Source organism: Mucilaginibacter sp. P1_D10 (assembly GCF_056406215.1).
Map to the genome: position 1 here is coordinate 108,431 of NZ_JBFUAP010000008.1, position 13,861 is coordinate 122,291.

General features: G+C 48.1%; 13 protein-coding genes. 3 read left to right on the top strand and 10 right to left on the bottom strand.

The annotated features are described in order from the left end of the window. Positions 1-3: 3 nt before the first annotated feature. From AC1DYT_RS14555 to AC1DYT_RS14575, 5 genes are all read right to left on the bottom strand, one after another. Positions 4-639 carry an MBL fold metallo-hydrolase gene (locus AC1DYT_RS14555; protein WP_477470305.1) on the bottom strand — a complete coding sequence of 212 codons (636 nt, stop codon included), beginning with the start codon at positions 637-639 and terminating at the stop codon, positions 4-6. Between the two features lie 137 nt (positions 640-776). After that, entirely contained in the window at positions 777-1,355 is a 579-nt protein-coding gene (gene gldD, locus AC1DYT_RS14560; RefSeq protein WP_477470306.1) for a gliding motility lipoprotein GldD, read from the bottom strand. A 5-nt stretch (positions 1,356-1,360) separates the two neighbouring features. Then, entirely contained in the window at positions 1,361-2,152 is a 792-nt protein-coding gene (locus tag AC1DYT_RS14565) for a shikimate dehydrogenase family protein (protein WP_477470307.1), read from the bottom strand. 330 nt (positions 2,153-2,482) lie between these two features. Next, positions 2,483-4,681: a tetratricopeptide repeat-containing hybrid sensor histidine kinase/response regulator gene (locus AC1DYT_RS14570; protein WP_477470308.1), complete on the bottom strand. Its 2,199-nt coding sequence runs from the start codon at positions 4,679-4,681 to the stop codon at positions 2,483-2,485. Between the two features lie 163 nt (positions 4,682-4,844). Continuing rightward, positions 4,845-5,495 carry a class I SAM-dependent methyltransferase gene (locus AC1DYT_RS14575; protein ID WP_477470309.1) on the bottom strand — a complete coding sequence of 217 codons (651 nt, stop codon included), beginning with the start codon at positions 5,493-5,495 and terminating at the stop codon, positions 4,845-4,847. A gap of 166 nt (positions 5,496-5,661) precedes the next feature. On the opposite strand from AC1DYT_RS14575, the gene AC1DYT_RS14580 reads away from it, so the two are divergent. The 3 genes from AC1DYT_RS14580 to AC1DYT_RS14590 all read left to right on the top strand — a co-directional run bounded on the left by AC1DYT_RS14580 (position 5,662) and on the right by AC1DYT_RS14590 (position 8,170). Then, entirely contained in the window at positions 5,662-6,864 is a 1,203-nt protein-coding gene (locus tag AC1DYT_RS14580; RefSeq protein WP_477470310.1) for a glycosyltransferase, read from the top strand. Between the two features lie 26 nt (positions 6,865-6,890). Continuing rightward, positions 6,891-7,457 carry a Crp/Fnr family transcriptional regulator gene (locus AC1DYT_RS14585; RefSeq protein WP_477470311.1) on the top strand — a complete coding sequence of 189 codons (567 nt, stop codon included), beginning with the start codon at positions 6,891-6,893 and terminating at the stop codon, positions 7,455-7,457. A 65-nt stretch (positions 7,458-7,522) separates the two neighbouring features. Further along, positions 7,523-8,170: a hypothetical protein gene (locus AC1DYT_RS14590; RefSeq protein WP_477470312.1), complete on the top strand. Its 648-nt coding sequence runs from the start codon at positions 7,523-7,525 to the stop codon at positions 8,168-8,170. Positions 8,171-8,364: 194 nt separating this feature from the next. Here AC1DYT_RS14590 and AC1DYT_RS14595 read toward each other — a convergent pair whose 3' ends face one another. The 5 genes from AC1DYT_RS14595 to AC1DYT_RS14615 form a co-directional block, all read right to left on the bottom strand. After that, the gene (locus AC1DYT_RS14595) at positions 8,365-9,213 is read right to left on the bottom strand and encodes a transglutaminase-like domain-containing protein (RefSeq protein WP_477470313.1); all 849 of its coding nucleotides are present in this window, start codon (positions 9,211-9,213) and stop codon (positions 8,365-8,367) included. Positions 9,214-9,218: 5 nt separating this feature from the next. Further along, the gene (locus AC1DYT_RS14600) at positions 9,219-9,941 is read right to left on the bottom strand and encodes a proteasome-type protease (protein WP_477470314.1); all 723 of its coding nucleotides are present in this window, start codon (positions 9,939-9,941) and stop codon (positions 9,219-9,221) included. A gap of 101 nt (positions 9,942-10,042) precedes the next feature. Further along, complete coding sequence (locus AC1DYT_RS14605; RefSeq protein WP_477470315.1) at positions 10,043-11,023, bottom strand: transglutaminase family protein; 981 nt, start codon at positions 11,021-11,023, stop codon at positions 10,043-10,045. Between the two features lie 163 nt (positions 11,024-11,186). Further along, entirely contained in the window at positions 11,187-12,122 is a 936-nt protein-coding gene (locus AC1DYT_RS14610) for an alpha-E domain-containing protein (protein ID WP_477457384.1), read from the bottom strand. A gap of 137 nt (positions 12,123-12,259) precedes the next feature. After that, positions 12,260-13,708: a circularly permuted type 2 ATP-grasp protein gene (locus tag AC1DYT_RS14615; protein WP_477470316.1), complete on the bottom strand. Its 1,449-nt coding sequence runs from the start codon at positions 13,706-13,708 to the stop codon at positions 12,260-12,262. Between the last annotated feature and the right edge of the window lie 153 nt (positions 13,709-13,861).

Consider the following 13,861-nt stretch of genomic DNA (forward strand, 5'->3'; position numbering starts at 1 on the left):
GCGTTATAAATAAGGGTTGTGCTGTTTTTCGTAGCCAATAGTAGTTTCGGGGCCATGACCGGGGTACACCGTACAATCATCGGGCAGGGCAAAAAGTTTTTCCTCGATGTTTTTTACCAGGGTGCCGTAGTCGCCGCCGGGCAAATCGGTACGGCCTATGCTGTTGCGGAAAAGCACATCGCCCCCTATCAGTATATTGGCATCGGCATCGTAAAAGCATAAATGTGCAGGCGAATGGCCGGGCGCAAATATCAGCTGCAAGGTTGTATTACCAAAGGCGATGTTGCCGGTTTCGGGCAAAAAGGTATCGGGCAAAGGCGATGCGTCGTACCTGAAGCCCATTGACGGGGCATAGGCAACAACAGCCGCCAGCACTTCCGATTCGCCCTGGTGAAACTGCGGTTTTAGCCCATACTGGTCGAACACGAAACGGTTGCCCAGCACATGGTCTACATGGCAATGGGTGTTGAGCAGCGCAACGGGTTTAAGGCCGTTATCGTTAATAAACTTTACCACGGTATTTTGCTCGGCAGCAGTGTACATGCCTGGATCGATGATCACGCAGTCCTTGCTATCGTCGAATAAAATATAGGTATTCTCCTGGTAAGGGTTATTTACAAAGGATTGAACGTTTGCCATGGCGCAAAGGTAGTTTAAGAAGCCGACAGTCTAAAGTCTAAAGAAGTAAAAGCAAAGCATCAAATCTATGCCCATCTAACCAAAACAGTTTAACACCACACTTTCGACTTAAGACTTTCGACTTAAGACCTGTCTTCTTATTGCTTCCACTTAAACGTTTTGATCATCACATCCACGTCCTTTTTCAGGAAATCGAGCACGGGCTGTATCGAATCTAACCTAGGCTCGGAGTTGAAATATAACGCGCCGCGCAGGTAATGTTTGGTGCTGTCCGTCAAAAAAAACTGGGCCGATGAGGCGGCGTTACCATCGATGGTGTAATAAATGCCGTAAACTTTTTTATTCGGGTAGGCAATTATCCCCTCATCTATAGAGGTTGCTTTTACCGTATGCTTAAAACTTAGTTTATGCGCATCTTCTACCAGCTCATTAAACTCCTTTTGAGATGTTACCGGCTGGTAGCTCAGGTGCAGCGTGGCGTTGAATTGCGCAAATTGTATGTTTTGCCAGCAAGGCTTGGCCCCGCGCGATTTATCAGGTTCGATGCTGCCGTATTTTGGATAATCGAACGTAAAGGGGCAGCCCTCGCTATAGGCCTGGTATTCTTTTTTGGGGTAAACGATACGGAAGTACCCGCGCGGCTTTGGCGAATAATCGGGCTGGCCGCCGCAGGCCGCAATAAACAGGATAATTAAAGAAAAAGCTGCTTTTTTCACGGGAATTAATCGTTTGTGTTCCAAATTTCCCAGGCTTTCTCGGCCTGCAATACTAACATTTCGTAGCCATTTTTGGTAGCCGCGCCACGTTCCTGGCCTTTTTTCATAAACAGCGTAAGCGGCGGATTGTACACCAGGTCGAACAGCAGGTGGTGGTGGCCTATCGCTTCGTATGGTATGGGCGGGCATTCATCCACGTTGGGAAAGGTGCCCAGGGGCGTGGTGTTTATGATGAGCTTATAAGCGGCTATATGGGCCGGCGTAAGGTCCTCAAAAAGGATATTGCCACCGGCGGGCTTGCGGGTAACGCAAACGTGATCGATGCCCTTGTTTTCCAGCACGCATTTTACGGCTTTCGCCGCGCCGCCGTCGCCTAATATCAGGGCCTTATCGTGATGGTGATTCAACAACGGACTAAGCGAACCGTCGAAGCCGTAGATATCTGTATTATAGCCCTCCAGCCTAAAATCGTGGCCTTTGATGCCTAATTCGCCCGAAAATGCAGCGGACACCGGGCTTTCTGCAATCACCTTGATGCAATTTACCGCTCCGGCGGTTTTAGCATCGTGCTCTATCCAATCCAGGTATTTCATCACGTTCACCTTATGGGGGATGGTAACGTTAAGGCCGCAAAGGTTTGGGTTTTGGTGCAGCAGGGTGGGCAACTCTTTAATATGTTCCAGGGGGTACAGGTCATAGGCCGTATGCTTTATCTTTTCGGCGATGAATTTCTCGGTAAAGTATTTTTTGGAGAACGAATGCGAAAGCGGATAGCCGATGAGCCCGTAATTTTTCATGTTGGCGGTTATAATTTAAACCGAAGGGTTTAATGCGGTAATATTACCAACAAAGCACGAGGATTTATAATTTTATTATCAACCGGGAAGGCTGTGCCGGAGTGCAGTTAGTCCTTAATAGGGTTTACACAAGTGTTCCGCCTGGGGTAAAAAAAGTGTCCCACTCATTTTTGCTTATTTTATTAAGTAGCTAATAATAAATTAATTACAGACTTTACTTAAACAACAGGGGTGTTCCACGAAAAGCCACAACTTCCTGATAATCAATGTTTATTTAAAAACAAGTGTTCCGCATTCAAAGTGGAACACTTGCCGCCGGGGCACCCAGGGCTATTGGGCTTGCAGCAGCGCCAGGTACAGCCGTTCTATCTCTATGGGCTTGCGCAAAAAGCCGTTGAAGTAGTTCTTGTAGTCTTCGTTACTTTCGGCGGTAATATCGGCCGTGAGGGCAAAAACGGGGGTGCTGTTATTAGGGTTGCCATTAAGGCGTATTTGCTCGGCGGCATCAAAACCGTTCATCTCGGGCATATGTATATCCATCAAAATAAAGTCGAACGCCTTTAGGCTGGCTTTCTCTACGGCCTCCATCCCATTTACCGCGTGTTCGCTTTGCATGCCCCAGTTGGCCAGCAGCTTGCGCGCTACCATGGCGTTTATCATGTTATCCTCGGCCAGCAGTACGGTTTTACCCTTAAGCCCCTCTGCCGACATGGGCACGGTCCTACCAGGGATATGCGTCTTTTTAAGGGTAAGCTCAAAGGTGAATTCCGAGCCCACGCCTATCTTGCTTTTTACCGCAACCGTGCTACCGTACAGGCCGGTAAGTTTCTTTACGATAGCCAGACCCAGGCCCGAGCCGCCCTGCTTGCGCGTGGTGATGGCTTTGGGCTGCGAAAAGGTTTCGAATATCTCTTCAAAATGCTCTTCGTGTATGCCGGTGCCGGTATCTGTAACGGCAAAGCGTAAGGTTTCGGTATCCTCGTTAGCGCATAGCTTCTGTACCTGCAGGGTTACGTTGCCTGCATCGGTATATTTTACGGCATTGCTGATGAGGTTGCCCAATATCTGCGAAAGCTTGGTTTCGTCCAACTCGTAGCAGCCGGCTAGCGTGGTATCGGCATCCAGCAAAAGCTCGATGCCCTTTTTGTGGGCCAGGCTGTTATAGGTTTTTATTACACGTTCCAGTATCTCCTGCAACACGCGGGGGCGGTTCTCTATTTCTACCTTGCCCGAATCGAGCTTGGTGAAATCCAATATATCGTTTATCACCAGCAGCAGGTTATTTGATGCTGATTTAAGCGAATCCATTAGCTCCTCGTCGTAAGCCGATTTGGCGGTGATCAAAGAGGTGATAGTTGTAACGGCGTTCAGCGGGGTGCGTATCTCATGGCTCATGGTGGATAGAAACTCCTGCTTCATCCTGGCCGATTGCTCTGTGCGCTTCTGCTTTTCCTGTATGGCCTCGCGCTCCTTTTGCAGCTTAGCCTCTTTCTCCATCGATTCCATTTTGGTGATGAGTTCGTAGTTCTCAATCACCTTTAGCGTTTGGGTGTTTATTACCGCCTCCTTCTGGCCCAGGTAAAGCTCCAGGTACTCCAGGGATTTTACGGTATCGCCTTCCATCTTGCTTATCTGGTACAAATGATAGTTGCACTTGAAGCGTATAATGGCTATGTTGTACTTATTGCTGAAATCGAGGCTCTTTTGTAGTATCAGTTTGGCCTTATCCAGCCGGCCCATGGCAATATAGAGCTGGCCCATCTTTTGATAGGCCATGCCCAGGCCAAGTTTTTCGCCGGCATTGATGTGTATGTCTATGGCGTTCTTGAAGTCGTTCTCGGCCTCCTGCAGGCGGCCGAGAACTGTGTACACCTTGCCGCGGCCATACAGGGCAAATGCCAGGCCGCGTATATCCCCGGTTTTTGATTTAATACCAATGGAATCCTGTATCACGCGCAAGGCCTTTTCAATCTTGCCCTGGTTAAGGTAAATACCCGATAGCGGGTTGTAGGCGTTGGATACTATGTTTAGGTCTTTTACCCTGCGGGCTGCCTCTATGGCCCCTTCATAGGAACGCACTGCGTTTTTGGGGTCGCCAAAATACTCGTAAATGGTGCCTAATGATTTTAGGGTACGTGCCTGGTTATGCCAATCGTTGTACTTGCGGTAAATCTTCAGGCAATCGAAAAGGCAAATGAGGCCAAGGTGGAAGTTATCGGTTTTATAATAAACGCCGGCTATGCTGTATTTTGCATCAGCAATGCCCCTGTCATCGTGCAAGCCCTCAAAACAGCGGATAGCCTCTTTGGCCATATTTATCGAGCGTTTGTAACCACCCTGTATCATGTAAAAAAGCGAGAGGTGGTTCAGGCTTTTGCCAATGAGCGCCTTTTGGTTGTGCCTGCGGCTTAGCTGAAGGGCCTCGGTAGCCAGTTTTATGCTATACTTTAAATTATGCACACGGTTGGTGTACGCATCATCCAGCAGCTGGTTGATGGTATTATGTTCCGCTGTGCCTATCGCCTCCATATAAGGTTTATTATATAATACTAATATATTGAATATTAATCCATAAAACGCATATTACCCTAAACAGGATAGCTATACGTAAACAGGTGGGGGAGACCTATAATGATAAAGGCCATATTATCCATTTACGGATGATACAGCCTATTTTTTGCTTACAAAATATTTACTTTATCGCCTCGAACTTTACTACAAGCTCCCAGCGTTTTTTGTTTTCTACCAGCTTAAACATAGGGTCGGCACTATCGTTGAACTCGCAGCGGCGTATATTGGTAAAACCGACATCGCGCAGCTCTTTCTCGGTAGATTCCCAGTCCCACAGCCACAAGTGCTCCAGGTAGCCAAACAGGTGCTTGGTAACGGCCATAAAATTGCGCGGCCTCACCTCCACGCCCATCATCATCCTTTTGATAAGGGTGATAGAGGCTTCCGGGTCGTGTTTTACGTCTTTATCATTGATATAATCGCGCACCAGCACCTCCAGATCGGGCATGATGATGCGGAAGATACCTCCCGGTTTTAGCATTTTGTAGGTATTGCGCAGCGCGATGCGGAAATGCTCGAATGACATATGCTCCAGCACGTGCGAGCAGTACACGCCATCAACGGTACCGTCTTTTATGCCGGGCAAGCCTTCGGTAATATCGCCATATTGAACGTTTTTATCGAAAACCTGGCCAAGGCCCTTTTTCAATACGAAACCTAAAATCGGTGTTTTCTGGATGCGCAAGGTGGGCGATACGTCAAAATTCTTCCATTCGGGAGGAGCAGCCTGGCCGCAGCCATAGTGTACATACAGTTTCTCTTCTATTGGCATTTGGGGTAATAAATATGCTATCTGTTAATAAAAACGGCATCATGTGTTGCCGTTTTAAAGATAGATGATTTTAACAAAAAACGGATATTTTTTAAACGATTATGCGGCTAATACAATTACAACTTGTTAATAATATTGTTAGTTTAGCAAAAACAAAAACATCTGCATGCTCCAAAACCGCAATATACTCTGCATAAGCGGCACCGAATGGCACGGTAACTACATTAAGGCGGTAGTAGAGCTGATGAAAGTGCTCTCGGCCGGCAACAAGATACTTTTTGTAGAAAACCCCTACACTTATAAAGATGCCATTGCAGGTGTAAAGGGCAAAAACAAAGTAGATTATGTGCAGGCCCTTGGCTTAAAAAGCCGACTGAGCCAAATACACCCGGAGGGTGGCGGCACTGTTCATATCCTTACCCCCCCGCTTGTTTTCCCGGTGAGCTTTTTGCCTACAGGGAAATTCTTTAACGCAATGCTCAATTATAACGGATGGTTGTTGCGCCACAGCATACGCAAGGCTTTAAAGCAGCTGGATATGCAGCAACAGCTCATCAACTTCGTATCCTTTAACCCCGGCATGGGGGTGATGACGGGGCACCGCTTCCACGAAAAAACACTGATATACCACTGCTACGACGAGGTAAAGGGCGCGCACCCCTGGCTGAGCAAGCACGGCGTAAAGCTGGAACAGGTTTTTATGAAGATGGTGGATGCGGTAATCGTAACCTCAAAAGGCTTGTTTAGCAGTAAGTGCCACGAAACCAAGCGCTGCTACACGGTTCACAACGCTGTAAAGGCTTCGCTTTTTAGGCAAGGCTTTAACCCGGAGGTTAACCCTGCAACAAAAAACATTGGCTACGTAGGCAGTATAGACGACCGGCTCGACTTCGACATCCTGGAGTACCTGTTCAAAAACATGCCCGATGCCTCGTTTACTTTCGTAGGCCGCATCGTGAGCGATAAATCGGAAGCGATACTGAAGAAATACAAAAACGTAAAGCTGGAGGGCGCAAAAGCTCCCGAGTTGCTACCCGCTTACTCCAAACAATTTTCGGTCGGTATAATCCCGTTCATTAAAGACGATTTTACGCGAGGTATTTATCCCATGAAGATAAATGAGTACCTGGCTGCAGGCCTACCCGTGGTGAGCACCGATTTTAGCGACCTATCGGACTTTGAAGGAATCATTAAAATAGCCGATAACAAGGCCGATTTCCTGGAATACCTGCTACAGGAAATAAATACCGACACCACGGCTAAACGCGAAAGCCGATTGGCCATTGCCGAGGGCAATACCTGGGGCCGCCGCGCAGAAGAACTATCTGAAGTGATTGAAACCGTAGAGCGGGAGCTTTACCCGGCGTAGCCGCAATTGCACTCAAACTAACCGTTATGCTGGCATTGCTTAAAAGGTACCTGGCCCACAACGCAACCCTAAATGCCGATGAGCTTGCCGCCATAATTAGTCGGTTCAAACCTATGAAAGCCAAACGCGGCACGCCATTATACCGGCAGGGCGATATCTGCGATAAGCTTTTCTTTATAAACAAAGGCAGCGTACGGGTTTATTATCTCTCGCAACAGGGGGTAGAACGCACGAGGCTTTTTGCTTTTGAAGGCATGCTCGCTACCTCGTTGGCAAGTTTTATCTCCCGCCAGCCATCGTTCGAATTTGTAGAAGCGTTGGAAGATACCGAATTGCTTGCCATTGCCCGCCACGATTTTTTTGCGCTCACCGAAACGATTGGCGGGTGGAAAGATTTTTATTGCCGCCTTTTGGAGTCGGCCTATATACACAATAACCACCGGCTGGAAAGTGTGGTTACCCTCAACGCCAAAGAGCGCTACGAGCAGGTATTGGCGCAAAACCCGCAGATAGTTCAGCGGGTGCCCAATAAAATAGTGGCCACCTACCTGGATATAAGCCCCGAAACTTTAAGCCGGCTAAAATCTGATTGAATTTATTGACCTGCATCAATGCGAATTGAAATACCTTGAGCTATCCTTGTTAAAATTATAAGCCAATGAATTTCGACCCGGAAAATAAAGTAGTACAATTATGCGCCAAGGGGATGCAGGCCGAGGCCGAGGGTAATATAGCTGAAGCAAACGCCTGCTTTATGCAAGCCTGGGAGGCTGCCAGCAACGATTTTGAACGCTTTACCGCCGCCCATTACTGTGCCCGCAACCAGCGCGACCCATTGGTTAGCCTGCAATGGAATTTAGATTCGTTAAAATACGCCGAAGCTGTTGCAGACGCAACGCTGAGGGCGCACTACCCGTCGCTGTACCTCAACATTGCCAAATCGTACGAAACATTGCGGAATATACCCGCCGCCGCCCGCTATTACCAGCTGGCAGCCGATAACGCCATCCATTTGCCCGAGGGCGGTTTCGGCAATATGCTAAAAGCCGGCATAGCAGATGGCCTGAACCGCACTGGCATTAAATCTTTCAGCAACGCTTCAATAGATGAGCTGATAAACGCCTGGTGCGAACGGAAAGCGTTGCGGCCACTATCGTTGGTGTTGCCCGCCTATCTCCCCTGCATGGGTACCGAAACCGACATCAACAAACTGATAACCGCCCTGAGTTATTTGAGTGCCACCCGATGCCTGGATGCGGAGGAGCAAGGGAAAGTGGACGGCATTATCGCGGAACTGGTGCACTGATGCCCCATCGTCATTGCGAGCGAAGCGCGGCAACCATCGGCAAGCAGAGCGGTAATGCGAAGCCGATTTGCTCGACCGACCTGCTTGCCGATGGTTGCTTCGTCGCTCCACTTCTTAACCCACCGCGCCGCTTCTCGCAATGACGCGGTTGTTAATCGGTGAAATCAAAAAAATCGGTGCAATCGGTGAAAAACCTACAAATACGTAATACCGTCAAAAATCGACTTGGTGTAATATAAAGGGCTAAAGGGTTCCCGACTTGCGTATTCGCATGATGCCTGTATGTTGGTACAATACAAGTTGCCGAATATGCTGGCGATGGAGGCATCGGCAGCATCGCGGCTGGTGGCAATTTTCACCAGTCCGTTTAAGGGTACCAGGCGCGTAGCATCAAACAAAACCCAATCGCCGCCCAGGTAGGCTTCGAAACAGGCATGAAAATCTGGCGGGTTCAGTTGATAGGCATAGCCCGTAAAATACCTTGCCGGGATAGTTAGTGCACGGCAAAGTGCAATACCCAAATGGGCAAAATCGCGGCATACGCCGGCTTGCTGGGTTACGGTATCGTAGGCAGATGTTTCCGAATCGGTAGAGCCGCTTAGGTATTCAACGTTGCGATAAATCCAATCGGTAATGGCAAACACCTGCCCAAAGGGGCTGCTGATGTGGCCGAAATTGTTATTGGCCATGCGCGACAGCTTGTCCGACTGGCAGTAGCGGCTGGGGTTAAGGTACGGCAGTACCGATGCGTCGCAGCGGCCCACAGGCATTTCTTCTACGGAAGAATAATCTTTCACCTCGTAATAGGTGTCAACCAGTGCTTCGTATTTAATGCTAATATGGCCGGTATCGGGCAACTCCAGCCGAACGAAGCGGTTTTCGCCGTTTGTGGCATTAAGTTCTTCTATTTTTATGTACGGATCTATAAATAATGTCTCTTCCAGCACCGTTTGATGTGCTGTCCTTAGCGCATGTATGTTTAGTATTAAGGTGCTCGGCGCTATGATATCATATTCTAACCAGGCCGATACTTTAAATTTCATGGTTGTTATTTAGGTAATTTGTCAAACGCTTTATCCATCCATTCGCCCGGGATGTTCACCAGCGCATTTTTTAATTCGTCGGCCCATTGTGCAGATATGTCTGCCATATCGCGCTGGGTATAACGCTGCTCTACCAGTTCGAAAGTATTCCTTTTATACAAGGCCACGTCTATCGGGAAATCCACGTTATTGCTGCTTACCCGGGTGCTATCGAAAGACAGGAAACCCGCCTTAAGTGCCAGTTTCATATCCGAACCGTCTTCCAATATACGGTTAAGAATGGCTTTTCCGTGCCCCGAGTTGCCTATTACCACAAATGGTGCGCCAAGGCCAAGCTCTACCCAATTACCCTCGGGGTAAAGCAGGAATAATTTATGTTCTTCGTCGTCCTTCAGCTGCCCGCCGATGATGGTGTTCAGGTCGAACCTGAAGCCGCTTTTCTCCAGCACGGCACGGTCCTCATCGGCCACGCGCCGCACTTGCTGGCCAAATGCATTCATGGCCTGGTAAAGCTGGGTAAACTCTTCGGTTTTCAGCAGCTCGTTAAAATAAACGATCGCCTTATCGCGCACCGAGCGCAGGCCGCTGGTCATGATGAACAGGGAGTGATGGTCCTTCTGTACGATGGTGATTTTTTTTTTAACGGTAGTATCGGTACCGCTGGTAATGCGGGTATCGGCAATGGCCACCAGGCCCTCTTTAACTTTTATGCCTAAACAGTATGTCATTGCAGTACAACAGCAAGGTACAGACTAAGTTTCAGCGTTTCTACTATTTAAACACAGACGAAACAGGGACGTTGCAGGGCGACGGCCGCAGGGGCACAAAACTATTGCTGCTGCTGTTGTTGCTGTTGGATAATCTCCATATACCTTTCGTAGCTGTTGCGCGGCGGGGTTGGTTTTTCAACCACGGGGAAAGTGGTGGCGGTAAACACTTCTTCGGGGTGGGGCAGCGGGCTTTCATCTTCGTAACCAACGGAAACAGAAACCGTCAGTATATGCTTAGCCGAACCTTTGTAAACGCCTTTCACCGGCGAGCAATCGCTAAAATTGCGCCCCACGGCCAGGCGGATATGATTTTCGTTGGCTATGCAATTGTTAGTAGGATCAAGGCCCAGCCAGCCATAGCCCGGCAAATAGGCTTCGGCCCAGGCATGGGTTGCGCCTTCGCCGCGCATACCATCGCGGTTGGGGCAAATATAGCCGCTTACATAACGGGCAGGCATGCCCACCAGGCGCAGCATTACCATGAGTATGTGCGCAAAATCCTGGCAAACGCCGGCTTTAAGTTGCCAAATTTCATCAAGCGTGGTTTCAACTGTGGTTACGCCTTTTATGTATTCGAAGTTTTTGTAAACGTATTCTGTAAACTTAAGTGCGGTTTGATAAGGGGTATCATTAGATTGCCGCACACTGTTTACGATGGGCGTTAATTCGCTCAACCCTTCAAAATATTCCTGCTTCAAAAAATCGATGTACGGCACGATGTATTTGATGTTGTACAGTTCGTTCCACTGGGCTACCGATGGCTCATCATCAACAGGCAATGGCCTGGGGTGTGTGCTTACCGACAATATAGAGTTTATCAGCAGCAAATTGTGCGGCTCGCTATAGGTAAAGCTGCCCACCTCGTTGCCATAATAATCTATATAAGTATCTATTTGGGGGTGGCCGGTAATATCCAATTCGTGTTTTAAAACCTCCTGGTAAATATCGGCTATGGGGTAAAGTATGATGCTGTTGGCGCTATCGCGCACCTGGCTGTCGTATGAATATTTGGTGACGTGCTGTATCTTAAATTCGGGCATGGGGGTCAATAGTTAATTTGGGGATTTGAAGATCAGTTAATTTGAAAATTCGGCAATTCGAAGGTTTGAAAATGCTGTCGCGGTATGTTAATCTTCAACTTTTCAAATCACCAAATTTTCAAATTAGCTTTTCTTCGGGTAGTATTTTTTCAAATTCAATTTATCAGGAGTTTGCAAAATAATATTCGTTGAGTGAGTTGCCAATTTTGTACAGGTCGTCTTTTATCAGCGTCAGAAACTGGTGTAGCCCTTGGTTGGTGATGCTTTTTACCGAACTGTATTTGATGCTGCTTTGCAACTTGCCTATCAGGAACGATATCTCGCGGTAATCGTTTACGTTGCTGTTGTTTTTTAGCCGCTCGAAATATCGCTGTATGTTGTTTACCGAATAGATAACCGAGCGCGGGAAATCGTTGTTGAGGATAATCTGCTCTATCACGTTTTGCGCCTCCAACCCGTCGCGGTAGGTTTTAAGGTACAACTCGTATCCGCCGATGGATAGCAGCAGGTGTTTCCAGTAAGTGATATCCGTAAGCAAGGTTGGATTGGCACTTGTGGGTTTGTATTTAATATCCAGGATATCGATAGATTGTATGGCCCGCTCCAGGTACTTGCCGATGTTCATGAAACTGCGGCCCTGGCCACGTTCCATGGTGATTTCGGCGGTACCGTAGTAAAGCATTACCTGTTTGATTACGATATCCAGCACCGTTATCGGGTCCTCCCGCTGCAGGCGGATATCAAGGTTAGGGTCTTTAACGGTATGGTAGTACTCGTTTAGGCACTGCCACAAATCCTTGGGGATATGTTCCTGCACGCTACGCGCATTTTCGCGGGCAAACGTAATGATGTTGAGTATGGAGTTGGGGTTATTTTTATCGGTAACCATGTACCTTAATACCGTGCGGCTATCATTGCCCAGGCGTTGTTCCAACTCTTCATCGTGCCCCGAAAATATGCGTATAACCGGTGCCCAATCGAATCCCTCGGTAGAATCCTGCGAGGAATTGTAGTTTATCTTCAGCATCCTCAGGATACCGTCGCTCCGTTCGATGTAACGGCTTAACCAATAAAAACTTGCTGCTACCCTGCTTAACATATGAGCCCCCTAGCCCCCTTAAGGGGGGACTTTTGATTAGTATTTTCTATTATTTCGAATAACATTTCTTGTCTCTTGATTCTAAAACTCTTGCCTCCGTGTTTTAACTCCTGCTCCCCCTTCAGGGGGGGGGCGGGCTACGCCAATACCCAGGTATCCTTGCTGCCACCTCCCTGCGAGCTGTTTACCACCAGCGAGCCTTCGTTAAGTGCTACGCGGGTTAAGCCGCCGGGCACTATCTCTATGCCATCGGGGCCGCAAAGGGCGTATGGCCTCAAGTCTATACGGCGTGGCTGCAATACGCCGCCGATATAACAAGGCGCCGCCGAAAGACTGATGGTTGGCTGCGCGATGAAGTTGCGCGGATCCTTCAGTATCTCCAGCTTATATTCTTCAATCTCTTCCTCGCTGGATGCGTGGCCCATCAACATGCCGTAGCCGCCGCTGCCATTCGTTTTCTTCACCACCATTTTGTTGATGTTCTTGAAAACGTGCTCGCGCTCATCCGGGTTGTTCAGGCGGTGGGTAGGTACGTTCTTCAGTATGGGTTCCTCGTTAAGGTAGTACTTAATCATATCAGGCACGTAAATATAGGTGGCCTTATCATCGGCCACGCCGTTGCCTATGGCGTTTACAATGGCCACATTGCCTTTGCGGTAAGCACCCATCAGGCCCGCTACGCCCAAAACGCTATCGGGGTTAAACACCAGTGGATCTAAAAACTCATCATCAACCCGGCGGTAAATTACATCAATCTGCTGCAGGCCGGTAGTGGTTTTCATGTACACCTTGTGGTTGTTCACTACCAGATCCCGGCCTTCTACCAGCTCTACGCCCATCAGGCGGGCAAGGGTGGTATGCTCAAAATAGGCCGAGTTGTATATACCCGGACTAAGCAGCACGATGGTAGGGTTACTTATTTGCCTTGGCGAAAGCGAAAGCAGGTTTTTGTACAGGATTGACGGGTATTCGGTAACGCTGCGCACATTGCAATTGGGCAATAAATCGGGGAAGAGGCGTTTGGTTATCTCGCGGTTCTCCAGCATATAGCTTACACCCGATGGCGTGCGCAGATTATCTTCCAGCACGTAGAAGGTGCCGTCGTAATCGCGTATCAAATCTATCCCCGCAATGTGTACATATACATCGTAAGGCACGTCCAGCTGGTACATCTCGCGTAGGAAATGCGGGCAGGAGTAGATGATATCTATCGGCACGATGCCGTCTTTAACAATGAACTGGTTGTGGTAAATATCCTTCAGGAACAGGTTCAACGCTGTGAGGCGCTGCTTGATGCCCCGCTCTACAAACTCCCACTCGGCGGCGGTAATAATGCGCGGGATGATATCGAAAGGGAAAATCTTCTCTATGCCCTCGCCGCTATTGTACACGGTAAAGGTAATGCCCTGGGTCATGAAAAGCCTTTTGGCCAGTTCCTCTTTTTTGTTGAGGTCATCCGGCGATTCTTTGGCTAAATAATCAATTACCTTCTTATAATGGTCGCGAACGATGCTTTTTTCGTTGTACATTTCGTCCCATACGCCGTTTATTAGATTGTATTTGTCAAAATGTTGCGATTGGTACATAAAAAACTCTCCCTTGTTGCCTAAAATATTGCCGGAACGGTCTATAAGATTGTAATAATAATCAAAAAACGCATTAAAGCCCTAATTTTTTTGGTAAATTATGAAAAAATTAAGGTAATTAATACAAGTTTAATATTTATCTCTCATTTTTTA

Excerpts from the sequence above, each read along its gene's own strand:
- AC1DYT_RS14590 (WP_477470312.1), top strand. The coding sequence starts at position 7,523 with ATGAATTTCGACCCGGAAAATAAAGTAGTACAATTATGCGCCAAGGGG.
- AC1DYT_RS14585 (WP_477470311.1), top strand. The coding sequence starts at position 6,891 with ATGCTGGCATTGCTTAAAAGGTACCTGGCCCACAACGCAACCCTAAAT.
- AC1DYT_RS14610 (WP_477457384.1), bottom strand. The coding sequence starts at position 12,122 with ATGTTAAGCAGGGTAGCAGCAAGTTTTTATTGGTTAAGCCGTTACATC.
- AC1DYT_RS14580 (WP_477470310.1), top strand. The coding sequence starts at position 5,662 with ATGCTCCAAAACCGCAATATACTCTGCATAAGCGGCACCGAATGGCAC.
- AC1DYT_RS14555 (WP_477470305.1), bottom strand. The coding sequence starts at position 639 with ATGGCAAACGTTCAATCCTTTGTAAATAACCCTTACCAGGAGAATACC.
- AC1DYT_RS14565 (WP_477470307.1), bottom strand. The coding sequence starts at position 2,152 with ATGAAAAATTACGGGCTCATCGGCTATCCGCTTTCGCATTCGTTCTCC.
- AC1DYT_RS14575 (WP_477470309.1), bottom strand. The coding sequence starts at position 5,495 with ATGCCAATAGAAGAGAAACTGTATGTACACTATGGCTGCGGCCAGGCT.
- AC1DYT_RS14595 (WP_477470313.1), bottom strand. The coding sequence starts at position 9,213 with ATGAAATTTAAAGTATCGGCCTGGTTAGAATATGATATCATAGCGCCG.
- AC1DYT_RS14615 (WP_477470316.1), bottom strand. The coding sequence starts at position 13,708 with ATGTACCAATCGCAACATTTTGACAAATACAATCTAATAAACGGCGTA.
- AC1DYT_RS14605 (WP_477470315.1), bottom strand. The coding sequence starts at position 11,023 with ATGCCCGAATTTAAGATACAGCACGTCACCAAATATTCATACGACAGC.
- AC1DYT_RS14570 (WP_477470308.1), bottom strand. The coding sequence starts at position 4,681 with ATGGAGGCGATAGGCACAGCGGAACATAATACCATCAACCAGCTGCTG.
- AC1DYT_RS14600 (WP_477470314.1), bottom strand. The coding sequence starts at position 9,941 with ATGACATACTGTTTAGGCATAAAAGTTAAAGAGGGCCTGGTGGCCATT.